This is a genomic window from Achromobacter sp. GW823-FHT04E03 (assembly GCF_058796095.1).
On sequence record NZ_JBXAIJ010000001.1, the window covers coordinates 559,050 to 583,574 of the forward strand.

24 protein-coding genes are annotated in these 24,525 nt (G+C 66.8%); 11 read left to right on the plus strand and 13 right to left on the minus strand.

Annotated elements, in window-relative coordinates; translation table 11 throughout:
* Positions 1-5 precede the first annotated feature (5 nt).
* From AC1RHV_RS02630 to AC1RHV_RS02655, 6 genes are read right to left on the minus strand one after another with little or no spacing between them, the layout of a single operon-like run.
* Positions 6-416: a RidA family protein gene (locus AC1RHV_RS02630; RefSeq protein WP_088140320.1), complete on the minus strand. Its 411-nt coding sequence runs from the start codon at positions 414-416 to the stop codon at positions 6-8.
* Positions 417-461: 45 nt separating this feature from the next.
* Positions 462-1,187 (minus strand): amino acid ABC transporter ATP-binding protein, encoded by a 726-nt coding sequence (locus AC1RHV_RS02635; RefSeq protein ID WP_054454887.1) that lies wholly within the window; start codon positions 1,185-1,187, stop codon positions 462-464.
* Between the two features lie 14 nt (positions 1,188-1,201).
* On the minus strand, positions 1,202-2,161 hold the full coding sequence (locus AC1RHV_RS02640) for an agmatinase (protein WP_054454560.1): 960 nt from the start codon (positions 2,159-2,161) through the stop codon (positions 1,202-1,204).
* 27 nt (positions 2,162-2,188) lie between these two features.
* Entirely contained in the window at positions 2,189-2,851 is a 663-nt protein-coding gene (locus tag AC1RHV_RS02645; RefSeq protein WP_175213332.1) for an amino acid ABC transporter permease, read from the minus strand.
* A complete protein-coding gene (locus AC1RHV_RS02650; protein WP_054454554.1) occupies positions 2,841-3,521 on the minus strand; it encodes an amino acid ABC transporter permease in 681 nt (226 codons plus the stop codon). Before AC1RHV_RS02650 ends, AC1RHV_RS02645 begins: the two co-directional genes overlap by 11 nt.
* Before the next feature lie 11 nt (positions 3,522-3,532).
* The gene (locus AC1RHV_RS02655) at positions 3,533-4,384 is read right to left on the minus strand and encodes a transporter substrate-binding domain-containing protein (RefSeq protein ID WP_119451510.1); all 852 of its coding nucleotides are present in this window, start codon (positions 4,382-4,384) and stop codon (positions 3,533-3,535) included.
* Between the two features lie 185 nt (positions 4,385-4,569).
* Here AC1RHV_RS02655 and AC1RHV_RS02660 point away from each other — a divergent pair, with 185 nt between their 5' ends.
* The 4 genes from AC1RHV_RS02660 (at position 4,570) to AC1RHV_RS02675 (ending at position 7,922) form a co-directional block, all read left to right on the plus strand.
* Positions 4,570-5,442 carry a LysR family transcriptional regulator gene (locus AC1RHV_RS02660; protein WP_054454549.1) on the plus strand — a complete coding sequence of 291 codons (873 nt, stop codon included), beginning with the start codon at positions 4,570-4,572 and terminating at the stop codon, positions 5,440-5,442.
* A gap of 116 nt (positions 5,443-5,558) precedes the next feature.
* On the plus strand, positions 5,559-6,350 hold the full coding sequence (locus AC1RHV_RS02665; RefSeq protein ID WP_054454547.1) for an amino acid ABC transporter substrate-binding protein: 792 nt from the start codon (positions 5,559-5,561) through the stop codon (positions 6,348-6,350).
* 143 nt (positions 6,351-6,493) lie between these two features.
* A complete protein-coding gene (locus tag AC1RHV_RS02670) occupies positions 6,494-7,147 on the plus strand; it encodes an amino acid ABC transporter permease (protein WP_054454544.1) in 654 nt (217 codons plus the stop codon).
* Between the two features lie 22 nt (positions 7,148-7,169).
* On the plus strand, positions 7,170-7,922 hold the full coding sequence (locus AC1RHV_RS02675; protein ID WP_054454542.1) for an amino acid ABC transporter ATP-binding protein: 753 nt from the start codon (positions 7,170-7,172) through the stop codon (positions 7,920-7,922).
* 62 nt (positions 7,923-7,984) lie between these two features.
* Here AC1RHV_RS02675 and AC1RHV_RS02680 read toward each other — a convergent pair whose 3' ends face one another.
* A complete protein-coding gene (locus AC1RHV_RS02680; RefSeq protein WP_192491836.1) occupies positions 7,985-8,395 on the minus strand; it encodes a hypothetical protein in 411 nt (136 codons plus the stop codon).
* Positions 8,396-8,539: 144 nt separating this feature from the next.
* On the opposite strand from AC1RHV_RS02680, the gene AC1RHV_RS02685 reads away from it, so the two are divergent.
* The 3 genes from AC1RHV_RS02685 to AC1RHV_RS02695 all read left to right on the plus strand — a co-directional run bounded on the left by AC1RHV_RS02685 (position 8,540) and on the right by AC1RHV_RS02695 (position 11,754).
* A complete protein-coding gene (locus tag AC1RHV_RS02685) occupies positions 8,540-9,166 on the plus strand; it encodes an ABC transporter ATP-binding protein (protein ID WP_492299676.1) in 627 nt (208 codons plus the stop codon).
* On the plus strand, positions 9,157-9,954 hold the full coding sequence (locus AC1RHV_RS02690; protein ID WP_054454515.1) for an ABC transporter permease: 798 nt from the start codon (positions 9,157-9,159) through the stop codon (positions 9,952-9,954). Before AC1RHV_RS02685 ends, AC1RHV_RS02690 begins: the two co-directional genes overlap by 10 nt.
* Before the next feature lie 189 nt (positions 9,955-10,143).
* The gene (locus AC1RHV_RS02695) at positions 10,144-11,754 is read left to right on the plus strand and encodes an ArnT family glycosyltransferase (protein WP_492299677.1); all 1,611 of its coding nucleotides are present in this window, start codon (positions 10,144-10,146) and stop codon (positions 11,752-11,754) included.
* Between the two features lie 74 nt (positions 11,755-11,828).
* On the opposite strand, the gene AC1RHV_RS02700 is transcribed toward AC1RHV_RS02695, so the two are convergent.
* Positions 11,829-14,057, minus strand: coding sequence for an NADP-dependent isocitrate dehydrogenase (locus AC1RHV_RS02700; protein WP_054454512.1), 2,229 nt, complete (start codon positions 14,055-14,057; stop codon positions 11,829-11,831).
* 516 nt (positions 14,058-14,573) lie between these two features.
* Between AC1RHV_RS02700 and ilvA the strand changes: the two genes are divergently transcribed.
* Positions 14,574-16,160, plus strand: coding sequence for a threonine ammonia-lyase, biosynthetic (gene ilvA / locus AC1RHV_RS02705; protein WP_119451545.1), 1,587 nt, complete (start codon positions 14,574-14,576; stop codon positions 16,158-16,160).
* A gap of 10 nt (positions 16,161-16,170) precedes the next feature.
* Here ilvA and AC1RHV_RS02710 read toward each other — a convergent pair whose 3' ends face one another.
* Together AC1RHV_RS02710 and kdgD are read right to left on the minus strand one after the other, a co-directional pair.
* Complete coding sequence (locus tag AC1RHV_RS02710) at positions 16,171-17,106, minus strand: hypothetical protein (protein WP_192352091.1); 936 nt, start codon at positions 17,104-17,106, stop codon at positions 16,171-16,173.
* A gap of 59 nt (positions 17,107-17,165) precedes the next feature.
* A complete protein-coding gene (kdgD, locus tag AC1RHV_RS02715; RefSeq protein WP_054454508.1) occupies positions 17,166-18,080 on the minus strand; it encodes a 5-dehydro-4-deoxyglucarate dehydratase in 915 nt (304 codons plus the stop codon).
* 303 nt (positions 18,081-18,383) lie between these two features.
* On the opposite strand from kdgD, the gene AC1RHV_RS02720 reads away from it, so the two are divergent.
* Positions 18,384-19,361 carry a Bug family tripartite tricarboxylate transporter substrate binding protein gene (locus tag AC1RHV_RS02720; RefSeq protein WP_054454507.1) on the plus strand — a complete coding sequence of 326 codons (978 nt, stop codon included), beginning with the start codon at positions 18,384-18,386 and terminating at the stop codon, positions 19,359-19,361.
* A gap of 144 nt (positions 19,362-19,505) precedes the next feature.
* Positions 19,506-19,862, plus strand: coding sequence for a hypothetical protein (locus tag AC1RHV_RS02725; protein WP_082401004.1), 357 nt, complete (start codon positions 19,506-19,508; stop codon positions 19,860-19,862).
* Between the two features lie 27 nt (positions 19,863-19,889).
* Here the strand turns inward: AC1RHV_RS02725 and AC1RHV_RS02730 are convergent, their stop codons facing one another.
* Positions 19,890-20,849: a LysR family transcriptional regulator gene (locus tag AC1RHV_RS02730; RefSeq protein ID WP_054454505.1), complete on the minus strand. Its 960-nt coding sequence runs from the start codon at positions 20,847-20,849 to the stop codon at positions 19,890-19,892.
* Positions 20,850-21,010: 161 nt separating this feature from the next.
* Here AC1RHV_RS02730 and AC1RHV_RS02735 point away from each other — a divergent pair, with 161 nt between their 5' ends.
* Positions 21,011-22,717 (plus strand): thiamine pyrophosphate-dependent enzyme, encoded by a 1,707-nt coding sequence (locus tag AC1RHV_RS02735; protein WP_492299678.1) that lies wholly within the window; start codon positions 21,011-21,013, stop codon positions 22,715-22,717.
* Here the strand turns inward: AC1RHV_RS02735 and AC1RHV_RS02740 are convergent.
* Complete coding sequence (locus AC1RHV_RS02740) at positions 22,705-23,448, minus strand: class II aldolase/adducin family protein (protein WP_175162810.1); 744 nt, start codon at positions 23,446-23,448, stop codon at positions 22,705-22,707. The genes AC1RHV_RS02735 and AC1RHV_RS02740 overlap by 13 nt on opposite strands.
* A 16-nt stretch (positions 23,449-23,464) precedes the next feature.
* The gene (locus AC1RHV_RS02745; protein ID WP_119451503.1) at positions 23,465-24,457 is read right to left on the minus strand and encodes a Bug family tripartite tricarboxylate transporter substrate binding protein; all 993 of its coding nucleotides are present in this window, start codon (positions 24,455-24,457) and stop codon (positions 23,465-23,467) included.
* Positions 24,458-24,525 lie beyond the last annotated feature (68 nt).

Consider the following 24,525-nt stretch of genomic DNA (forward strand, 5'->3'; position numbering starts at 1 on the left):
CCGCCTCAGCCCGGAATGACCGCGGTCACGTCGATTTCCACCAGCCATTCGGGCCGTGCCAGGGCCGAGACCACGATACCGGTGGAGACGGGGAACACGCCCTTGAGCCAGCGGCCAACCACGTTGTAGACCTCTTCGCGGTAGCGCACGTCGACCAGATAGACGGTGAGCTTGCATATGTGCGAGAGTTCGCTGCCGCATTCCTGCAGCAGCATGGCGACGTTGGCCATGGCTTTTTCGGCCTGGGCGGCCACGTCGCCGACGCCCACCGATTCCCGGGTGTCCAGGTCCTGGCCGATCTGGCCGCGCAGGAACACGGTGTTGCCGGCGACCACGGCCTGGCACAGGTCGTTGTCCAGGCGTTGTTCGGGGTAGGTTTGGCGAGTATTGAATTTGCGGATGCGGGTGTGGGCCATATTGAGTCCTGATGCGGGCGGATGGATCTGGCGGCTATCCGGCCGTCAGTGGGGAAGGATCTTGGAAAGAAAACGGCGCGCCTGGGGGCTGGCCGCGTCGCGGAAGAAGCTGTCCGTGGGGCAGTCCTCGATGATGGCGCCGTCTTCCATGAAGACCACGCGATTGGCCACGCGGCGCGCAAAGCCCATCTCATGGGTGACGACCATCATGGTCATGCCTTCCTCGGCCAGCTCCACCATCACGTCCAGCACTTCATTGACCATCTCGGGGTCCAGCGCGGAGGTCGGTTCGTCAAACAGCATGGCCATCGGATCCATCGAGAGCGCGCGGGCGATGGCTACGCGCTGCTGCTGGCCGCCGGACAGCTGGCCCGGATGCTTGCCGGCATGGGCGGACAGGCCCACGCGTTCCAGCAGCGCGCCGGCCTTGGCGCGGGCCGAGCCGATATCCCGCCCCAGCACGATCTGCTGCGCCAGGGTCAGGTTGCGCATGATGTCCAGGTGCGGAAACAGCTCGAAGTGCTGGAACACCATGCCGACCTTGGTGCGCAGCTTGGGCAGGTCGGTGGCGCCCGTCACCGAGGCGCCGTCGATCAGGATGTCGCCTGCCTGGATCGGTTCGAGCGCGTTGACGGTCTTGATGAGGGTGGATTTGCCGGAGCCGGACGGCCCGCAGACCACCACGATCTCGCCCCGGTTCACGCGCGTCGAGCATTGCTTGAGCACCTGGTGGCTGCCGTAGAACTTGTCCACGCCGCGGATTTCGATGATGGGGGCGGGCGCGTTCATTTGTCGTAATGCCCTGCGCGGATGGACGCGCCGATGAGATTGAGGATCAGCCGGCCGGCCGTGATGCAGGAAATCTGGTTCAGGTCCTTTTCGGGCTGGATTTCGACGATGTCCATGCCCACCACGCGGCCCTTGCGCACCAGGCCGTGGATCAGCTTGCGGGCCTGGACGAAGGTGACGCCGCCCGGGGCCGGGCCGGCGACCGCCGGCATGGTGGCGGGATCCATGCCGTCGGCGTCGATGGTCAGGTAGTAATTGCCGCCGTCCGGAATGCGCTCGAGCACCGCGTCCATGCCGATGTCATGCAGTTCGTAGGCGGTGACCAGTTCGGCGCCATAGGCGCGCGCCGCTTCCAGCTCTTCGGGGCGGCCGCTGCCCTGGGCGCGCAGGCCGATCTGGATGATGCGGTCCACGTGCGCCATTTCGGAGGCGCGCCGGATAGGGCTGGACAACCCGTCGCGCACGCCGTTGACGTCGTCGCGCCAGTCCAGGTGGGCGTCGATGTGCACCAGCGTGATCGGACCCTGCTGGTCCAGGCCGCGCAGGACGGGCGTGGTGATGCCGTGGTCGCCGCCCAGCACGATGGGCACGGCGCCCGCGGCGGCGATGCGCCGCACCGCGGCCTCGGCGCGTTCATAGTGTTCGCCGCGGGGCTTGGACAGGTCGGGGATGATGTCGCCGCAATCCACGAAGCGGATGTCGTCGCGGCCTTGCAGCAGCGGCCCGTCGATGTCGAAATCGTAGTGGCCGGGGCGGCGCACCACGCGGTCGGTCGCCTGGCGGATCGCCGTGGGCGCATTGGTCTGGTCGTTGCTGAAGTCCGCGGCCGAATAGGGCGAGCCGTAGGGCATGCCCAGCACGGCGACATCGGCCTGCAGGTTTTCCAGGTCCAGCGCCAGCGTGGAGTACAGCAGGGTGGGGTGGCCGGTGCGGGGAGGGACCGTATAGGTGCTCATGTTCTCGTTTCCTTGATGGTGGGAGGATCAGGCCTGGCGCGTCTTGCGGCGGACCAGGGTTTCCAGGCGGCGGCCCGTGCCGGCCATCAGCACGCTGCACACCCAGTAGATGAGGGCGGTGGTGCCCAGCACTTCCAGGTAGGCGAAGGTGTTGGCCGTGAGCAGATTGCTCTGGTAAGTCATTTCCGGCAGGCTCATCACCGAGAAGATCGCCGAGTCCTTGAACATCATGATGACCAGGCTGGTGGTGGGCGGGATGAGAAAGCCGAACAGCTGGGGCACGACGATGTGGCGCTGCGTCTGCCAGTAGGTCATGCCCAGCGACAGGGCGGCGCTGGTCTGGCCGCGCGGCACGCTCTTCAACGCGGCGCGCAGCACCTCGCAGAAGTAGCCGCCGGTGTAGAAGGCGGTGCAGCCGATGGCGACCGACATCGCCGAGGCCGGCACCCCCAGCTTGGGCAGGCCAAAGAACGACAGGTACACGAGGATCAGGTACGGGATGTTGCGCACCAGTTCGACGTAGGCCAGGGCCACTGGCCGCAGCAGGCTGCGCGACTGCGCGGCATAGGCCGCGATCGTGCCGATCAGGATGCCCAGCGGAATCCCGATGAGGCTGACCAGGGCGGTGATCCGCAGGCCCTTGAGCAGGACCGGGATGGACTGCCCGACGATGGAGAGATCAATGGGCATTGGGCAGCATCCTGGACACGCGGCGCTCGCACAGGCGCGAGGCGGCCGACAGGCAGAAAAGAATGATGAAGTACACCGCGGCCGTCACGGTGAACACCTGCAGCGGCAGGTCGCTTTGCAGCGTGGCGTTGCGCGCCACGGTGGCCAGCTCCGGAACGGCGATGATGGACATCAGCGACGAGGCCTTCAGCAGTATGGTGAGTTCGCTGGTCAGGGGCGGGATGGCGCGGTAGAACACCTGCGGCAGCAGCACGTGGCGCCAGATCTGCCGGCTGCGCATGCCCAGCGCGCGCGCGGCCGCCACCTGGCCGGGCGACAGCGTGCCCAGCGCCCCGCGCAGGATCTCGACGATGTAGGCGCTGGTGTTGCAGGCCAGCGCGCCGATCCCGGCCGCCAGCGGCGACACGGAGATGCCCAGCAGGGGCGGCACCACGTAGTAGGCGATCAGCATATGGATGAGCGCGGGCGTGCCGCGTATGGCGCTGACCCAGAACATGACCAGCCCGCGCAGGGGCGCGTAGGGGGACAGGCGCGCCAGCAGCAGCGCGACCCCCAGGCAGATGCCGATGGCGAACGCCGCCACCGATGCCGCCAGGGTGATCGCCGTGCCCGAGACGACGCCGTGCAGGAACGGCGCCAGGGCGCCGTTCTGATTCAACCAATCCAGCATGGGAGGTCCGCCTAGATCGCGCCGTCAGGCAGGTAGTTGGCGCGCGGCGTGTCCATGGGGGCGCCGAACCACTTCTTCTGCAGCTCCAGCAGTTGGTTGCTGGCGCGCAGTTCGTCGAAGGTGTCGTTGATGAACTGGCGGATCTCCAGGTCCTTGGGGTTGGCGACCCATGCCAGCAGCTTGGCCTGGCCGATCTCGCCGGCGATGCGGAACGCTCCCGGCTGCTTGCGCATCTGCACGGCCGCGATGTTCGAGGGCATCAGCGCCACGTCCACGGTCTTGTTGGCCAAGGCGTTGGAGACGTCCGGGTAGGCCTGGAACAGCTTGGTGTCGGCATAGCCCTTGCCGTTCTTTTCCTTCAGCCGCTTTTCGAATTCTTCGGCCACCGGCTGGGAAGACGAGCCCATCTGGGTCCCGATGATCTTGCCGGCGATATCCATGTCCTGCTTGATGGACGCATCGTCCACCCGCACCATCAGCACCGAACGCACCACGCCCACGGGCTGGGTGAAGGCGAAGCGGCGGGCGCGTTCGGGGGTGATGCCCACGCTGGTCGCGACAAAATCGAACTTGCGCGACATCAGGCCCGGCAACAGACCCTGGAACGGCAGGTTCATCTGTTCCAGCTGCACGCCGAGCTTGGCCGCCATCAGCTGGAGCACGTCGTGCCCATAGCCCACGACCTTGCCGTTCTCGACGAATTCGAACGGTTCGTAGGCGGCTTCTGTGCCCACGGTCAGCTTGCCGCGCTTCTTGATGTCGGCCAGCGATCCGCCCTCGGCGTAGGACAGCGAGGGCAGGGCCAGCGCGGCCCCGGCTGCGAGCGTAGTCGCGACAAAACGCCTTCTGGACAGGTTCTGCATGATTTTTCCCTTGTATGTCGTCATGGTTCCGGCACTGGGCCGGCGGATATCCCTTGCGGAATGTGCCGGGGTCTGCGCCCCTGGACGCCAGTGCTGGACCCACTGTATCTGCCGGGTTGGGTTGTGAAAAATGATTTTTTTAGTGGTATGGTTTCGAAAACCGATACCTTTTCAGAGCCGCCGCCTTGTCCCGTCCCGAGTTCACCGAACGCGACCTGCGTTCCCTGCGGATCTTCTGCGCCGTGGCCCAGGCCAACGGCTTCGCGGCGGCGGAAAAACAGCTGCACATGTCCAAGGCGTCCATCAGCCGGCACGTGCGCGAGGTCGAGGAAACCCTGGGCGTGCGGCTGTGCGACCGCGGCCCCTCGGGCTTTGAACTCACGCAAGCTGGCAAGGTCGCCCTGGAGCTGGCCCGCGATGCCCTGAAATCGCTGGAGCGGATCCGTCCCGAAATCGACGCGGTGCGCGGCGTGCTGTCGGGCACCCTGTCCATCGGCATGGTCGAGCACGTCATCACCGACGCCGACTGCCATATCCCGGAAGCCCTGGCGGCCATGCGCGTCGAGGCGCCCGACGTCAAGGTCGAACTCACCGTCATGACCTTCAACGAGCTGGACCAGGCGCTGCGCGAGCGGCGGGTGCAGGTCGCCATCCGCGGCATGTACCGGCGGGAAAGCGGCTTCAACTATCAGCGGCTGTTCATCGAGCGCCACCAGATCTTCGTGGCGCGCGGCAGCGTGCGCCAGGCCCGCGACCTGCCGCTGGTCTACCGTTCGCACCCATTCGTGCACGACGCGCTGGGCGTTTACGGCTTTGCCCGCGGGCCGGAGGCCACCGGGCTGGAGGCCATCGCCATGCTGGTGTCGTCCGGTCACTGCGTGGGCCTGCTACCCGCCCACTACGCAGATTCGGTCTCGCGCCGCCACGCCCTGACCCGCCTGCCGGGCGGACCCACCTACGAAAACACCCTCTGCGCGATCACCGAGGTGTCGCGCCCGGGCTCGCGCGCCGTGGAGCTGTTCCTGCGCCTGCTGGAGCGTTTCCACCCGGCGCAATAGCGCACGCCAGCCCGGGTCCGCGCCCGCGGTCGCGGGGGAGGCTAAAATACCGGCTCGCGGCTTTTTGACTGGCCATTCCGGCATTCTTCATTCTTGCGCCCGGCGCATCCATAACGATGAAAAAACTGACAGCTGTACTCCTCGCTTCCGCAACCGCGCTGCTGACCGCTTGCGGTCCCAGCGACAATGCGCCCGCCGCCAGCGCGCAGGCGCCTGCCGCCGCCAAGAAGGTCGTGGTTGGCCTGGATGACAACTTCCCGCCGATGGGTTTCCGCGATTCGAACAACCAGATCGTCGGTTTTGACATCGACATGGCCAAGGAAGCCAGCAAGCGCCTGGGCCTGGAAGTGGAGTTCAAGCCCATCGACTGGAGCGCCAAGGAAGCCGAACTCAACGGCAAGCGCGTCGACGTGCTGTGGAACGGCCTGACCATCACCGAAGAGCGCAAGAAGAACATCAGCTTCACCGCGCCCTACATGGCCAACCACCAGATCATCATCGTCGGCAACGCCTCGCCCGTGAAGCTCAAGGCTGACCTGGCAGGCAAGGTCGTGGGCGCCCAGGACGGCAGCAGCGCCACCGACGCCATCGCCAAGGACCCGGTCGCCGCCCAGATCAAGGAAGTCAAGAAGTTTGGCGACAACGTCACCGCGCTGATGGACCTGGCCGCCGGCCGCCTGGACGCCATCGTGGTGGACGAAGTGGTGGGCCGCTACCTGATCAGCAAGCGCGCCGGCGAATACCGCGTCCTGGACGAGAACTTCGGCACCGAAGACTACGGCGTCGGCGTGCGCAAGGACGACACCGAGCTGCTGGGCAAGCTGGACAAGACCCTGGACTCGATGAAGCAGGACGGCACCGCCGGCCGCATCGCCACCCAGTGGTTCGGCGCCAACATCATCAAGTAAGGGGCGGGCGGCGTCCGGGGCCATTGGGCCCGGGCGTCCCGGCCTGTATTTCGCAGCCCGCCGCGGCGCCATGCGCCAGGCGGGCTTACTCATGAAACGATCTTGCCCTGGCGTCCGCGGACGCTGACGGCGTGAACCCAAGCATGGACTACGTACTCTCCCTATTGGGGCCACTGGCGCAAGGCGCGAAAGTCACCTTGACGCTGTTTTTCATCACGCTGGCGCTGGCCGTCCCGCTGGGCCTGGTGCTGGCGCTGGTGCGGATTTCCAAATGGCGGCTGGCCAGCAGCCTGGTCAACGGCTACATCTGGCTCATGCGCGGCACGCCGCTGATGCTGCAGATGCTGTTCATCTACTTCGCGCTGCCGTTCGTGCCTGTGATCGGCATCCGTCTGCCGGACTTTCCCGCCGCCGTGGTGGCCTTCGCGCTGAACTACGCGGCCTATTTCGCCGAGATCTTCCGCGCCGGCATCCAGTCGGTGGACCGCGGCCAGTACGAGGGCAGCAAGGTCCTGGGCATGACTTATCTGCAGACCCTGCGCCGCATCGTGCTGCCGCAGATGGTGCAACGGGTGCTGCCGCCCATGAGCAACGAGACCATCACGCTGGTCAAGGACACCTCGCTCATCTACGTGCTGGCGCTCAACGACATCCTGCGCACGGCGCGCGGCATCGTGCAGCGCGACTTCACGACCACGCCGTTCCTGGTTGCCGCCGCCTTCTATCTCATCATGACGCTGATCCTGACGTGGTTCTTCCAGCACATGGAAAAGCGCTATGCCAAATATGACCAGTAATTCTCCGTCCGCGCGTCCCGTCATGATCGAGGCCCGCGAAATCATCAAGTCGTTCGGCTCCAACCGCGTGCTGGACCGGGTGTCGCTGACCCTGGGCCAGGGCGAAGTGGTGGCGGTGATCGGACCGTCCGGCTCCGGCAAGAGCACCTTCCTGCGCTGCCTGAACCACCTGGAAACCATCGACGAGGGCAGCATCGAGGTCGAAGGCGAGGCCATGGCCCGCGCCGTGCCGGGCGGACGCAGCCAGTACGCCAGCGACGCCGACGTGCGCCGTATCTGCCGCAAGATGGGCATGGTGTTCCAGTCGTTCAACCTGTTCCCGCACATGACCGTGCTGCAGAACATCATCGAGGCGCCCATTACCGTCAAGGGGATGAGCCGCGCCCAGATCGTTCCCAAGGCGGAAGAGCTGCTGCGCAAGGTCGGCCTGCTGAACAAGCGCGACAACTATCCGACGCGCCTGTCCGGCGGCCAGAAGCAGCGCGTGGCGATCGCCCGCGCGCTGGCCATGGAGCCGGACATCATGTTGTTCGACGAGCCCACCTCGGCGCTGGACCCGGAACTGACCGGCGAAGTGCTGCGCACCATGAAGCAGCTGGCCGACGAACGCATGACCATGCTGGTCGTCACTCATGAAATGGGCTTTGCGCGCGAAGTCGCGCACCGGGTCATCTTCATGGACGAAGGCCGCATCATCGAGGAAGCGCCTTCGGCGGATTTCTTCCGCGCCCCGCAAGAGGCGCGCAGCCGCGAGTTCCTGGCGCATATGCTCTGAGGCGTCTGCGTTGCAGGACAAGGCCCGCTCAGGCGGGCTTTTTCATTTCTCAGCGGTGCTTGTCATTGCCGGGAGGTGCCCAGGGAAGAGCAGACCGTCTCTGCGATGAGCGCAAAGGGCAGCTTCTGGGCGCTGCGCGGGAGCTGGGCGGAACGGAAGCCGTCGGCCAGCCAGTCCTCCACGGTATGTTCCGGCCGCTCTTGCGGGGAGGCCGCCGCCACCGTCTTGGGTACGGAGATGGCAAGCAACAAGGACTCCTTTTTCGCGTAGTACCTGGCGGTGGAGGAAAAGCCTTCTGGTCCGTAGTCGGTGATGCTGCCGCCGATCCACAACTGGATGTCGATGGTTCCCAGGCCGTTGACGGACAGGTCCGCCAACGCGGACTTCAGCTTCGGCCGAAGCTGGACGATGCTGGCGAGCCAGGCGGCTCCGGCCTCGGGACCGCCCATTCTGCAACTCAAGGAAACTTCCATCGATACTCCTGAAAAGGCAGACAGGCTGCAATGCGCGGCGCGCCATCGCCGCATGTTACGCGGCAGCCCAGGGGTACTTGAGAGTAACGCATCGCCGATGTGGCTCCAGGAGCAGGGCGGCGCCAGGCGCTAAGATCTCTATCCATGCCGAACACCACCATCGACGCCCACCCGCTGCTCAGGCTGCGCGGTATTTACAGCGAACGCCTCTCTCCCGTCAGCCTGGATCTCGCCGCGGGCGAGTGCGCAGCCATCATGGGTCCTTCGGGCTCAGGCAAATCCCTGTTGCTGCGCCAGGCCGCCGACCTGGACCCCGGGCATGGCGAGGCCTTGCTGGATGGCCGGCCGCGCTCGGGCATGCGGGGCTACGAATGGCGCCGGCAGGTCATGTACTGCCAGGCCGAGGCCGGCTGGTGGGACGACCTGGTCGCGCGGCATTTCACGGACCGCGCCCGGGCCTTGGCCATCATGCAACGCCTGGGGCTGTCCGCGGACAAGCTGGACGCCTTGGTGCATGAACTGTCCACGGGCGAACGCCAGCGCCTGGGCCTGGTGCGCGCATTGGCGCTGGCGCCGCGCGTGCTGCTGCTGGACGAGCCGACCGCGGCGCTGGACCTGGCGGCCACGGACCAGGTCGAAGCGGAGCTGCGGCGCTACCTGGAGGGCGGGGCGGGGATCCTGATGGTGACCCATAGTCCAGCCCAGGCCGAACGGCTTGCGCGGCGTTCCTGGCACATGGAACAAGGCAGGTTGGAGCCGCTATGGACGTGATCAAGCTGCAGGCCTCGGACCTGGCCATAGCCTCGCTGCTGGTGCTGCTCAGCGCCGGCATTTCCTTCGCCTTGCGCCTGAACCTGCAGCGACAGGTACTGTGGGCCGCGCTGCGCACCGTGGTGCAGCTGCTGCTGGTCGGCCACATTCTGCGCATCGTGTTCGCGCACGCCGCCCCGTGGCTGACGGCGCTGGTGGTGGCGGTGATGATGGCGCTGGCGGCCAGGGAGGTCGCCGCGCGCCCGAAGGCCAGGCTGACGCAACGCGGAAACGGCTGGGTCGGCGCGATGGCGGTGGCGGGGACCACGGTCATCACGGTGCTGTTCATCCTGAACACGGCGCTGCGTCCGGACCCCTGGTACGACCCGCGCTACACCATCGCGCTGATCGGCATCGTGTTGGGCAGCGTGCTCAACGCCGCCAGCCTGGCGCTGGACGGGGTGCTGTCCGGCGCTCGCCGGGAAAAGCTGGCGATCGAGGCGAGGCTGGCGCTGGGCGCGACCGTGCACGAGGCATTTTCGTCCTTGCTGCGCGAATCCGTGCGGCGCGGCATCGTGCCCAGCATCAACCAGATGTCGGCCGCCGGCATCATCACGCTGCCGGGCATCATGACCGGGCAGATCATCGCCGGCATGGATCCGATCGAGGCCGCCAAGTACCAGATCCTGCTGATGTTCCTGCTGTGCGGCGCCAGCGGCATGGCGGCGATCGCCGCAGCCTACGGCGCCATGCGCCGCCTGACCGACGAGCGCGGGCGGCTCAGGCTGGACAGGCTGCATCCGTCCTAGGAAGCGGCGGCTTTTCCGGAAATTTCATGAAAGCTTGACGCGCGCTTGGCGATACTGCGCGAAATCTTGCATTTTCCTGAACCTTTCCCGGATCCCCATGCCTTTTGCTTCCCATTCCGCGGCGCCCCCGCAGCAGCTTGCTTCCGCTCAGCGCAGCCTCTCTGAGCGCGCCTTGCCGGAGCGCCGGGCATGAGCGTTTCCATGACCGCATCGATGGCGCCTGCGGCGCGCCGCGCTGCCTTTCCAGGCTGGCTGGTGCTGGCGTGCCTGGCTCTCTGGCTGGGCGCGCTGGCCTGGGCCCGCTGGCTGACCTTGCCCGACGAAGGCCGTTACGCCGGAGTGGCCTGGGAGATGCTGCGCAGCGGCTCGCCCATGGTGCCGCTGCTTGACGGCATGCCGTACTTCCACAAGCCGCCGCTGTATTACTGGCTGGCCCAGATCAGCTATGTGCTGTTCGGCGTGCACGAATTCAGTGCGCGGCTGCCGTCGCTGCTGGGCGCCTGGAGCGCGGGCGCCGGGCTCTATGCCTTCGTGGCGCGCTACCGCAATGCCGCGCAAGCGCGTTGGGCCGTGGTGATCCTGGGCATGATGCCGCTGTTCTTCGGCGCCGCCCAGTTCGCCAATATGGACATGCTGGTGGCCAGCATGATCACGCTGTGCGTGCTGGCAGCCGCCGACGCCGTCTTGCGCCGCGCCGCAGGGCGGCCGTTCCGCGCGATGTCGGTGGCCACGGGCGTGCTGGCTGCGCTGGCGGTGCTGGCCAAGGGGCTGATCGGAGTGGCGCTGCCCGGCGCCATCGTGCTGGCCTGGCTGCTGCTGCGCCGCGACTGGCCCGGCGTGCGCGCCTTGCTGTGGGTGCCAGCCTTGCTGGCGTTCGCGGCAGTGGCGGTGCCGTGGTTCTGGCTGATGGAGCTGCGCTATCCCGGCTTCTACCAGTACTTCTTCGTCTACCAGCAGTTCGAGCGTTTTTCGCAGGGAGGCTTCAACAACGCGCAGCCGTTCTGGTTCTACCTGCCCATCGTGGCGGGGTTGGCGCTGCCGTGGTCGATTTGGGGCGCGTCGGTCTTCAGGCCGTCTTACTGGCGCGAGACCGATCCGCAGGGCCTGCGCCGCCTGGCGGCGATCTGGATGGCGGTCGTGATCGTGTTCTTTTCCATCCCGCATTCCAAGCTGATCGGCTATGTGCTGCCGGTGTTTCCGCCGCTGGCGTTCCTGGTCAGCGAGCGTATCGCGCCTGCCTGGGCGGCGGGCAAGCGCAGGGGCGTCTGGATCGCCGCCGGGGTGTCGGCCGTGATCTGCCTGGCCGCGGTCATCGTCGGGGCATCGAATCCGCGCGGCAGCGCGGGGCCGCAGGCGCGGGAACTGCGCCGCGAAATGCAGCCGCAAGACATACAGGTCGCGCTGCATGCGTTGCCCTTCGACCTGGGTTTCTATACCCAGGCCCGCGAGCCCGCCTGGATCGTCGACGACTGGCGGAACCCCGATATCCCCAAGCGGGACAACTGGCGCAAGGAGCTGTACGACGCGGCGCAATTCGATCCGGCCACGGGCAAGCGCGTGCTGATCGACGACCAGGACTTGCGTCTGCGCATGTGCGAGGCCGCCGACGGGGCGCGTTTCTGGATCTGGGGCCAGAAGGAGGACGGCGGACGATATCCCGTACTCAACGGCGTGGCCGCGCGGCTTGCAAGCGAGAAGCGGAGTATTTGGCGCATCGACGTGGACGCGGCGTTCCGCCAGCGTGCGTGCGCCGGTCTGCCGTCCGCCAATCCGACCCCAATGCCGCAGCCCGGGCCCTGAACCCGAGCGCATGAAAAAAGGCCGGCAGCCCGAGGGCTGCCGGCCTTTTCCTTGCCGCTATGCGCGGCAGGCGCTTAGCCGATCGAGGCCAGGGCCTGGTTCAGCGTGGCGCTGGGGCGCATGGCCTGGCTGGCGAGGGCTTCGTTGGGCTGGTAGTAGCCGCCGATGTCGACGGGCTTGCCCTGGGCAGCCTTCAGTTCGGCCAGGATCTTGTCCTCGCCGTCGGCCAGCGCGCGGGCCGGCGCCGCGAACAGGGCAGCCAGTTCGCGGTCGTCAGTCTGCGCGGCCACGGCCTGGGCCCAGTACATGGCCAGGTAGTAGTGGCTGCCGCGGTTGTCCAGGCCGCCGACCTTGCGCTCGGGCGACTTGTTCTCGTCCAGGAACTTGGCGGTCGCCAGGTCCAGGGTCTTGGCCAGGACCTGTGCGCGGGCGTTGCCGTAGCTGCGGCCCAGGTGGTCCAGCGATTCTGCCAGGGCCATGAACTCGCCCAGCGAATCCCAGCGCAGGAAGCCTTCTTCCAGGAACTGTTGCACGTGCTTGGGCGCGGAACCGCCCGCGCCAGTTTCAAACAGGCCGCCGCCGGCGACCAGCGGCACGATCGACAGCATCTTGGCGCTGGTGCCCAGTTCCATGATGGGGAACAGGTCGGTCAGGTAGTCGCGCAGCACGTTGCCGGTCACCGAGATGGTGTCCAGGCCTTCGCGGATGCGCTTGACCGAGAACTTGGTGGCTTCCACCGGGCTCAGGATGCGCAGATCCAGGCCGCTGGTGTCGTGGTCCTTCAGGTAGTGCTTGACCTTGGCGATGATCTGCGCGTCGTGGGCGCGGTTTTCGTCCAGCCAGAACACGGCGGGCGTCTTGGTGGCGCGGGCGCGCGTGACGGCCAGCTTGACCCAGTCCTGCACGGCGGCGTCCTTGGTCTGGCACATGCGCCAGAGGTCGCCGGCTTCGACGGCCTGTTCCAGCAGCACCTTGCCCGAAGCGTCGGTGACGCGCACGGTGCCGGCAGCCGGGATGACGAAGGTCTTGTTGTGCGAGCCGTATTCCTCGGCGGCCTGGGCCATCAGGCCGACGTTGGGCACGCTGCCCATCGTGACCGGGTTGTAGGCGCCATTGCGCTTGCAGTCTTCGATGACGGCCTGGTAGACGCCGGCGTAGCTGCGGTCGGGGATCACGGCCTTGGCGTCCTGCAGGTTGCCTTCGGCGTTCCACATCTTGCCCGAGTCGCGGATCATGGCGGGCATGGACGCGTCGACGATGACGTCGCTGGGCACGTGCAGGTTGGTGATGCCGCGGTCGGAGTTCACCATGGCCAGCTGCGGCAGGGTCTTGTAGCCGGCGTCGATGTCAGCGGTGATCTCGGCCTGCTTGTCAGCGGGCAGGGACTGGATCTTGGCGTACAGGTCGCCGATGCCGTTGTTGGGATCGAAGCCCGCTTGCTTGAGCGCGTCGGCGTGCTTGGCCAGCACGTCCTTGTAGAACACGGACACGACGTGGCCGAAGATGACCGGGTCGGAGACCTTCATCATCGTGGCTTTCAGGTGCACCGAGAACAGCACGCCGGTGGCGCGGGCATCGTCGATCTGGGCTTGCAGGAAGGACTTCAGCTTGGCCGTGGACAGCACGGCGGCGTCGATGATCTCGCCGGCCTTGACCGGGGTCTTTTCCTTCAGGACGGTCTTCGCGCCGTCGGCGGCGGTCAGTTCGATCTTGACGTCGCCGGCTTCCGAAATCAGCGCCGACTTTTCGGTGCCGTAGAAGTCGCCTTCGCTCATGTGGGCGACGTGCGACTTGGAGTCAGCCGACCAGGCGCCCATCTTGTGCGGGTGCTTGCGGGCGTAGTTCTTGACGGACAGCGGGGCGCGGCGGTCGGAGTTGCCTTCGCGCAGGACCGGGTTCACGGCGCTGCCCTTGACCTTGTCGTAGCGGGCCTTGACGTCGCGCTCGGTGTCGTTGGCGGGGGCGTCCGGGTAGTCGGGCAGCTTGTAGCCCTGGTCCTGGAGTTCCTTGATGGCGGCCTTCAACTGCGGCATGGACGCGCTGATGTTGGGCAGCTTGATGATGTTGGCTTCGGGCTGCACGGCGAGGGCGCCGAGTTCCGACAGGGCATCGCCCAGTTTCTGGCTGTCTTCGAGGTAGTCGGGGAAGACCGAGATGATGCGGCCGGCCAGCGAGATGTCGCGGGTCTCGACCGTGATGCCTGCGGGCTTTGCGAAAGCCTGGACGATGGGCAGCAGCGAACGGGTTGCAAGCGCCGGAGCTTCATCGGTGAGGGTATAGATAATCTTCGGAGTAAGAGACATGATCCTTGAATCTGTTCGGCAGGCGCTAGGCGCAAACCCGAACATGCTATGCGGCCAGAAGCCGGTAGATGTTGTCGGAGAGTGGGTTCGTATGGGCAAGCACGCGGACGCGTCCAGGACCTGGTCGGAAGGCGTATACCCAACATGGCTGGCGCCTGCCCTTTTTTGATTTGGGGAAGTGCGACTGCCACGAACCTTCCATTGTAATACCGCGCTACGCCTGCTGCGCAGCAAAAACCCGCGGATTCGGCCGGGATGTGGCCATAATGGCGCCAAATTAAACGGGGACATATCAAATCAGGCGCGCCATGGCCGATTGCCCGTTTGACAAAGCGCCGCACAAGGAGGAAGCTACGTCCCCATGAATTTCCGCGCCGTCCGCATTTCGCTGATTATTACCATCATTCCTGGAATGGTGGGTTAGCGCGCGACCGCAACAGTCACAGCCACCCGCCCCACGAGGCGGATTTTTTGTGGCCGCCTCTGCCGGGCAAGCACACCGAAGCAGAGAGCCAGATGCACCACACCCCGCAAGCAAGCCAGCAAACCGCCACGCCGACCGCATTCCAGGACGGCCGGGCTACGCCGATGGAATACCTGAGGCAGATCCTGACCGCCCGCATTTACGACATCGCCCGCGAAACCGAGCTGGACCGCGCCCGCGGCCTGTCGGCCCGGCTGGGCAATCCGGTCTACTTCAAACGCGAGGACAATCAACCGGTCTTCTCCTTCAAGGTGCGCGGCGCCTACAACAAGATGCGCAATACGCCGCAGGCCGCGCTGGATCGCGGCGTGATCACGGCGTCCGCCGGCAACCATGCGCAGGGCGTGGCGATCTCGGCGGCCAGGATGGGTGTGCGCGCCATCATCGTGGTGCCGCAGACCACGCCGCAGGTGAAGGTGGATGCGGTCAAGGCGCATGGCGGCCCCACGGTGACGGTGGTGCAGGCGGGCGATTCGTATAGCGATGCCTACGGCCACGCCCAGAAGCTGGCCAGCGCGCAGGACCTGACCTTCATCCCGGCCTTTGACGATCCCTATGTGATCGCCGGCCAGGGCACGGTGGGCATGGAGATCCTGCGCCAGCACGCGGGCCCCTTGCATGCTGTCTTCGTGCCGATCGGCGGCGGCGGGCTGGCCGCGGGCGTGGCGACCTACATCAAGGCGGTGGATCCGGGCGTCAAGGTCATCGGCGTGCAGACCGAGGATTCCTGCGCCATGTCGCTGTCCATGCAGGTGGGCGAACGGGTCAACCTGCCCGAGGTGGGCCTGTTCTCGGACGGCACGGCGGTCAAGCTGGTGGGCGAGGAGACCTTCCGCCTGTGCCGTGAACACCTGGACGAGATCATCCTGGTGGATACGGACGCGGTCTGCGCGGCGATCAAGGACGTATTCCTGGACACGCGCAGCGTGTTGGAGCCGGCCGGCGCGCTGGCGGTGGCCGGGCTGAAGAAGTACGTGGAACGCGAAGGCGTGCAAGGCCTGCCCATGGTGGCGGTGACCTCGGGCGCGAACATGAACTTCGACCGCCTGCGCTTCGTGGCGGACCGCGCCGAGGTCGGCGAAGCCCGCGAGGCGGTCTTTGCCGTGACGGTGCCGGAAGAGCGCGGCAGCTTCCGCCGCTTCTGCAGCGTGATCGGCCAGCGCAGCGTGACGGAATTCAACTACCGCATCGCCGATGCGCGTACCGCTCACATCTTCGTCAGCATGCAGATCTCGCGGCGCGGCGACGCCGCGGAAATCATGACGGCGCTGCAGGAGCAGGGTTTCTCCGTCGGCGACCTGAGCAACAACGAAGTGTCCAAGCAGCACATCCGCTACATGGTGGGCGGCCGCTCGCCGCTGGCAGCCGGCGAGCGCCTGTTCCGCTTCGAGTTTCCTGAGCGTCCCGGCGCCCTGATGAAGTTCCTGTCCGAGATGGCGCCCAACTGGAACATCAGCCTGTTCCACTACCGCAACCAGGGCACGGAGTTCAGCTCGGCGCTGGTCGGCATCCAGGCTCCCTTGGCGGACAGCGCCGCGCTGGACGCATTCCTGCGGCAGTTGGGCTACGCCCATACCGAAGAAACCGCCAACGAGGCCTATCGCCAGTTCCTGATCTGAGCGGGCGAGATCAACCCGGCGCGCAGCCAGGCTTGCGCGGCAGGGCCACGCCCGGCTGCAGGCGCAGCGCGGTGCGCCCCTGCGCCGCCTGCGTCAGCTGCAGGGTGGCGGCGCGCCAGGCCGGCACGTCGTCGAAGGCCACGTCGGGCGCTGCCGACGTCTTGGATAGCGCGTCCGGCCGGTCGAACTGGATCGCGGGCAGGCGCAGGCAAGGGTCCTTGAAATCCAGGCGGGCCAGTTCGCGCCCGTCGCTCATGCGCACCGCGCGGAACGCCACCGGAGTGTCCACGAACTTGGTGATGGCCGGCACGATCTGCAGATAGCCATCGGCATCCTTGACCCGCTTGGTGGGCTCGATCTCGATCACGTCCCTGCCTGGCGGCACGGCCAGGTAGGCCACGCCGTCGGCCACGTCCAGCAGCTTGCCCGGGCCCAGGTTCAGGGCGGCAAGCGGCGCGTGGCGGATCATCACGGTTTCGTTCCAGGAAGTCTGGACGCGTGTCCAGCCGGGCAGGCGCGCGTCTTCGAAGCGGGTCGTGGAGATGCGGTCGCGCTCGGGCTTGGCGGACAAGGCCAGGCGCTCGACCCGCAGCGCGCCGTTGGCCACGCGCAGTTGCGCCAGCACGGTATTGGCGCTGGAACTGGTGAAGTAGGCCAGCACGGCATCCGTTTCCAAGGCCTTGGCGGTGGACGCGCAGAAGAAGGCGCGGGCCTCGATGCGCTGGCCATCGGGATAGAGCAGGGCGCCGACGTCCTTGCCGCAAAGCGGCTGGCCCCGGTAGGTGATGGTGGTGGCGCGGGTGGTCTGCCGCTGGCCGGTGTTCCAGTCGCTGCGGCTGCCGGTGGCGGCTTCGACCACCAGTCCATGGTTGTCGTAGACCACGTCTGCGCCCGCGGGCGCGGCAAGCATGCTGAGCAGAAACGCGAGGCTGCGTCGACGCGCCATGATCGGACTCCCTGGTGTGGCTGGACGGGTCTATATATACCACCGCCAGGGAGCGTCCCTTACTGCGGGCCGAGCTTGCGGATCAAGGCGTCCAGCATCTCCAGTTCTTCAGTCCGCAAGTCTGTCAGAGGCGCGCGTACGGGACCCGCATCGTGACCGACCAATTTGGCGCCGGCCTTGACGATGCTGACGGCATATCCCGGCACGCGGTTGCGGATGTCGAGGTACGGCAGGAAAAAATCGTCCAGCAGGCGGTTGGTGGTGTCATGGTCGCCCGCGGCGATCGCGCGGTAGAAGTCCATGGCCATACGCGGCACGAAATTGAACACGGCCGACGAATAGACCGGCACGCCCAGCGCGCGGTAGGCGGCGGCATAGACCTCGGCCGTGGGCAGGCCGCCCAGGTAGGAAAAGCGGTCGCCCAGCTTGCGGCGGATGCGCACCATGGCTTCGATATCGCCCACGCCGTCCTTGAAACCCACCAGGTTGGGGCAGCGTTCGGCCAGTTGCGCCAGGCTGTCGGCCGACAGGCGCGACTGTGCGCGGTTGTAGACGATGACGCCGATGTTCACGGATTTGCAGACCTGCTCGACGTGCGCCGCGATGCCCTGTTGCGAAGCCTCGGTCAGGTAGTGGGGCAGTAGCAGTATGCCCTTGGCGCCCAGGCGCTCGGCTTCTTGCGCGTAGGCGATGGCAGTGCGGGTCGGACCGCCCGCGCCGGCCAGGATGGGAACCTTGCCCGCGCAGGTTTGCACCGCGGTGCGGATGACGTCGGCGTATTCCTCTGGCGCCAGCGAAAAGAACTCGCCCGTGCCGCCGGCGGCGAACAGGGCGGTCGCGCCGTAGGGCGCCAGCCATTCCAGGCGCTGCGCATAGTTCCTGGCGTTGAAGTCGCCGTTCTGGTCGAAATCGGTGACGGGGAAAGACAGCAAGCCTTCCGAAACGATGTGCTTGAGTTCCTGCGGGGTGGTCATGTCGCGTTGATCCGTATGGGGCGCCATCGAACGGCAAAGTCTGCCGGCAGCCTGGTTAAGTGGTAAGTCATCGTACAACATGAAGTATCTCCATTCAAGGAAAATGCACTACTGTAGGCGCCGGGATAGGTGCATACCCGATAGGGATATATTTTGCTTTCCAATAATAATTTCGTAGTTGTACGATGACTATGGTCTAGCCGGACGAAGCTGGCGCAGGTGCGCGCGGCGGCCGTTCCCAAAAGGCTGCGGCAGTGCGCCGGGGACGGCGTCCGCGCGCAAGATAATTCCAGAGGAGACTGCATGAACCCGAGCAAGAGACAATTCCTGGGCGGCGCTGCGGCGCTATGCCTGTCGCCGTGGTTGCCGGCATGGGCGCAGCCGGGCGACTGGCCGACTCGCGCGGTCCGCATCATCGTGCCTTACCCGCCCGGCGGCTCGTCGGACATCATCGCGCGCATCCTGGCGCCGCGCCTGGCCGACGCCCTGAAGCAGACCGTGGTGGTCGAGAACAAGCCTGGAGCCAATGGCAACCTGGGCGCCGGCCTGGTGGTGCAGGCGGCGCAAGAGGGCCATACCGTGCTCTTGTGCGACGTGGGGGCGCTGGCGATCAGCCCGTCCGTGTACACCAAGCTGTCTTTCGATCCGTCCAAGGACTTGCGCGCGGTCGGCATGCTGGCCTATTCGCCGCACGTGCTGGCCGTGCATCCCGACGTGCCGGCCAAGACGGTGCCCGAACTGGTGGCCCTGTCGAAGAAGCAGCGCCTGAACTTCGCGGTCACGGCGATCGGCAGCGCGCCGCATCTGGCCGCGGTCGCCGTGCAGCAGGCGACGGGCGCGCAATGGGAGTATGTGCCCTACAAGGGCGGTTCGCAGGCGGTGACGGACACCATAGGCGGGCAGACCCAGGTCATCATGAATGGGTTGCTGGCCACGTTGCCCCACATCAAGGCCGGCAAGCTGCGGCCGATCGCGATCTCCAAGCGCGAACGCATGCAACTGGTGCCTGACATCCCCACCATTTCCGAACAGGGCGTGGCGGGCTTCGAGTCCGGCACCTGGCAAGGGGTGATGGCGCCCGTGACCACGACCGATCCCGTCGCCATCCGCTTGTCGGAACTGATGGCGCAGATCGTCAACCAGCCGGACGTGAAGGCGCAGTTGAACGAACAGGGCGCTGAAATCGTCACCCGCAATCCCGCCGAACTGGCGCAGTTCTTCAACAGCGAACGCGCGCGCTGGGCGTCGGTGGTGAAAAGCGCGGATATCCGGCTGGATTGACGGCGGGGCTGCCTGGACAGGCATTCAGGCGCGGGAGCACACTGGAATCATCCCGCGTCCGTCCAGGCCCCGGCGCGACGCGGGCCCGGGCTGCGCAGGCAACATCGCGCGCGGCCGCAGACCAGGGGCAGAGGGGCTGCAGCCATGAAAATTCTTTGCGCCGCCGCGCTGCTGGCGGCGGCCTGCGGGCCAGCCGTCGCGCAAGGCGCCGGACCCGCGGTTCCCCAACCCCCGCCTTCGGCCCGCGTCATACCCGATGCCTGCGTCGGCGCATCATGTCCCCGGCTGGTCAATCCGGGCGCTACCCAGGAACCCTGCCTGGGCACCGGTTGCGCCACCGCGGGCAGGCCGCCTGGCCCGCCCGCGCCACCCTCCAGCGGACCGAGCCGGCAGCCCGGCTGGATGAGCCCCGCGCCATCCCGCCTGCCGCCGATGCCGGCGCAGCGCGGCGTGCCGACGGGGCCGCTGACGCCTGCGCCGCCGTTGCCGGTGCCGAGGTGATGCGGGGGGATGGAAGGCGGCAAAACCTCATGGCGGTGCCGACCGCGCATCCGCCATCCGCATGTACGACCGATAAGGCTCCGCCTCAACCATGTCCCGCAGCAATTCACGCAGGATGTCCTGCACTATCTTCACCGCCTGCGTCAGCGGCCGGTTCGATGCGGTGGCCAGCATCAGGCGGGTGGACAGGGCGGGATTGACGATCCTGCGGGCGACGAGCTGGCCGCTGTTCAATTCGCCTACCACCGCAGGCAGGGCCAGCACCGTGTGGGCCAGTCCGTTCAAGACGATTTCCTTCATCAGTTCCAGCGCGTCCATTTCGAACACGACATTCAGGGGCGCATCGGCCTGCGCTGCCGCCTGTTCCAGCGTGCGGCGCAGACCATGGCTGCGCGTGGGCAGCGCCAGGGGCAGATCGCCCAGCTGAGCGAAGTCGATGGAGGGCAAGGCCCGCGCGGCGGGGGACAGGTTCTGTGCGGGCGATACCAGCGCCAGGTCCAGCTCGGCCAGGGGATCGACCACCACGTGCTGGGAACGCCGCGCGTCGTGCAGCACCGCGATGTCGACGCGGGCGTTGGCCAGCCATTCGTGCACATAGCCGCTGTAGCCGGTGATGACGTTGAGCTGGATGCGCGGATGGCGCTTCCAGACTGCCGCCACCAGCGGCATGCCGACCATGTGGGACAGCGTGGGCGTCAGGCCCAGCGTGACCTGGCCGGAGGGCGATTTCTGCTCGTCATGGAATTCGGTCACCACCCGCGCCATTTGCGCCAGCAAGGGGCGCAGGCTATCCAGCAGTTTCTCGCCTTCCGGGGTCAAGGACACGCCGCGGCCGTTGCGATAGAGCAGGGCGCAGCCGCATTCGTCTTCCAGCTTTCTGACCTGGCGGCCCAGCGCCGATTGCGCGATGCCCAGCACCGAGGCGGCCTTGGAGAAGCTGCCCGAGTCGGCCACGTGGATCAGGTTTTCGATCTTGCGCAGGTCCATCGCGATGTCTCGCCGCCAGCGCTTGCGGGCGGCTCCTCCTTGTGTGCGTTTTTTGTATATCTGATAGGCACAGTATGCCTACATGGCCTGCCGCCAGCCACCCTAGAATTCCTGCGTATCAGACCCGCGCCTGCGCGCTTGCCCTTGGTTTCCTGCCCTCCATGACACCTGCTGCCGAACTGAACACGTCTTCCCACGCCTTGCTCGGGGTCTTCGCCCGCAACGGCATCGACCGGGTCTTCCTGGTCCCTGGCGAAAGCTATCTGGGCGTGCTCGACGCCTTGCACGATTTCGCCGGCATCGACGTGGTGACCTGCAGGCACGAAGGGGGCGCGGCATTCATGGCGTGCGCCGATGGCCGGTTGACGGGCCGCCCGGGCGTGGCCATGGTGTCCAGGGGACCGGGCGCGGCGAATGCAGCCATCGGCGTGCATGCCGCGCAGCAGGACGGCGTGCCGCTGATCCTGCTGATCGGGCAAGTGCCGCGCAAGGACCTGCGCAAGGAGGCCTTCCAGGAGATCGATTACCAGAAGATGTTCGGTTCGATCGCCAAATGGGTGCATGAGGTGGCGGCGCCCGAGGACGTGGCCTGGGCCGCTTTCAAGGCTTTGCGCGTGGCCGCGTCGGGTACGCCAGGGCCAGTGGTGCTGGTGGTGCCGGAAGACGTCCAGCAGGCCTGCGTGCCGCAACCGGACTGGGTGGCCGAGCCGGCCAGTCCCGCGCAGCCGGCGCCCGCCGCGCTGGCGCGACTGCAAGCCTTGCTGGACGCCGCCTGCAAGCCGCTGATCATTGCCGGGGGCGCCTTCAACGCGCCGGGCGGCCGCGAGGCGCTGCGGCAGCTGGCGGAGCGGCACGGCATACCGGTGGCAGTATCGTTCCGCCAGCATGACTTGTTCCCCAACACGCATCCGCTGTACGCCGGCGACCTGGACCTGGCGACGCAGCCCGCGCAGGTGGAGGCGTTCGATTCCAGCGATCTGATCCTGGCCCTGGGCACGCGCCTGGGCGACATCACCACCCAGGGCTACACGTTTCCGGCCTATCCCAGGCCGTCGCAGACGCTGGTGCATTGCCATGCCGACGCGCATTTCGTGAACCAGCACTTTGCGGCGGACGTGGGCATCATCGCGGATCCGGTGGCTACGGCGCAGGCGCTGGCCGCGCTGCCGGCGGCGGACCGTGGCGGGCGCGAGGACTGGGCGGAATCCTTGCGCGCGATCCGCGAGCGCTCCGCCGCCTGGCCCGATCCAAAGGCCGACGATGGCGTGCCCTTCGTGTCGGTGGTGCGAGCGCTGGCCGAACAGGCGCCGCCGGACCTCATGGTTTGCCTGGACGCGGGCACCTTCGCGGCGCCGGTGTATCGCCACTTTCCCTTCGTCTACCCGCAACGGCTGATGGCCTCGCAATCGGGCGCCATGGGCTACGGCACGCCGGCGGCGATTGCCTCGCAGCTGCGCAATCCGCATGGCAAGGTGGTGTGCCTGGTTGGCGATGGCGGCTTCATGATGACGGGCAACGAGATGATGGCCGCGGCCGAGCGCGGACTGCCGGTGTTCTTCATCGTCTCCAACAACAATTGCTATGGCTCCATCCGCCTGCATCAGGCGCGCACCTATCCCGGGCGCTACGCGGGCACCAATCTGGCAAGTCCCGATTTCGCGATGATGGCGCGCGCCTTCGGCATGCAGACCGAGTATGTCACCCATCCGGACCAGGTGGCCGCGGCCATCGCCCGCGGGCTGGCCTCGGCCGCGCCGTACTTCGTGGAGGTCAAGACCAGCCTCGCCGCGATCCTGCCGGACGGCGCGGACAGCGCGGCCGGCATCGACCTTCTGGGGCGAGACCAGGCAGGGACTCAATCGCGGTAGCCAGGATCCTTCCTGTCCATCAGACGCAGCATGGCCGGCCATTCCAGTTCGCCGAAGGGGCGGCGCGTTGTCGGCTGATACAGGTGCCAGGTCTTCTCGACGACCTCTGGCGGCGGCACGCATAGTTCGCGGTTGGCGGCCAAGGCGTCGACCTGCGCCTTGCAGGCCATCTCCAGCCAATACAGTGTGTTGAATGCCTGCGCGATGCTCGGGCCGGCGGCTAGCAGGCCGTGGTTGCGCAGGATCATCGCCTCGGACTGGCCCAGGTCCGCCACCAGGCGCGCGCGCTCGTCCAGGTCGATGGCCACGCTCTCATAGTCGTGGTAGGGAATCTTGGCGAAGCGCATGGCGGTCTGGGTCAGCGGCAGCAGGCCGCATTGCAGCGCCGATACCGCCATGCCGGCCCGCGTGTGGGTATGGATGACGCATTGCACGTCGTGGCGCGCGCCGTGCACGGCGCTGTGGATCACGTAGCCCGCAGCGTTGATGCCGTACTCGCCGGGATTGTCCAGCACGTTCCCGTCCAGGTCTATCCTGATCAGGCTGGAAGCGGTGATTTCGTCGTACATCATGCCGTAGGGATTGATCAGCAGATGGCCCTCGGGCCCGGGTATGCGCGCGGTGATGTGGTTGTAGATGAGATCGCTCATGCCAAAGTGGGACACCAGCCGGTAGCAGGCGGCCAGTTGAATGCGGGTGTCGCGTTCCGCGGGGCTCATGGCTTTTTGCATGGTTCGGGTCTCCGGTTCAGTCGCTGGCCTTGACGTTGAAATCGCGGACCACCTTGCCCCACGATTCGTATTCGGATTTCATCAGCGCGCCGAACTCGGCGGGCGTGGCGGTGGTGCGGACCTGGGCGCCCAGGTCCGCCAGCTTGTCGCGCACGGCGGGGTCTGCCAGCACGGCGTTGACCTCGACGGCCAGCTTCTGCTGGATCTCGGGCGGGATGCCGGCGGGCGCGATCAGGCCCAGCCAGGCGCCCATGTCGAAACCGGGGTAGCCCTGTTCGGCGACGGTGGGCACCTCCGGCAGGCTCGCGACCCGCTCAGGGGTGCTGACGGCGATCGCCTTCAGGCGTCCCGCTTTAACCAGGGCCAGCGAGGACACCATGGTGTCGAAGGTGGCGTAGGTCCGCCCGCCCACGATATCGGTCTGCGCCTGGCTGCTGCCTTTGTAGGGCACGTGGATCATGCTGGCGCCGGCCTTGGCCAGCAGCACCGAGGTCACCAGATGGCTGGTGGTGCCGACGCCGGTGGTGGCGTAGGTGTACTGGTTCGGTTTGGCCTTCACGGCAGCGAGGAAGTCCTGCAGGTTGTTGGCCGGATTGTCGGGGCTGACGACGAACAGGTAGGGCAGCCAGGTCAGCAGGCCGATGGGCGCGAAATCCTTGCGCGCGTCGTAGTTCAGGTTGGGATAGACATGCGGGTTGATGGCTTGCGGCGCGGACGCGCCGATCATGAGCGTATAGCCGTCGGGCTTGGCGCGCGCGCCCAGGCCGGCGGCGATGGAGCCGCCCGCGCCAGGCTTGTTCTCGACGATGAACTGCTGGCCCAGACGCTGCGCCAAGCGGTCGCCGACCATGCGGGCGACGGTGTCGGTGGCCGTGCCGGGCGGGAATCCGACCAGGATCGTGACGGGCTTGGAGGGATAGGGGGCTTGCGCCCAAGCCGGCCCGGCTGCGGCCCAGGCTGTGGCGGCCAGCATGGCGGCCAGCGCGGCTCGCCTTGTCGCATTGCGCATCGTAGTCTCCAGTCATTGTTCTGATGGCGGGAGAGCGCCTGCGCCTGCCCGCAACGGAACCGCGGTGG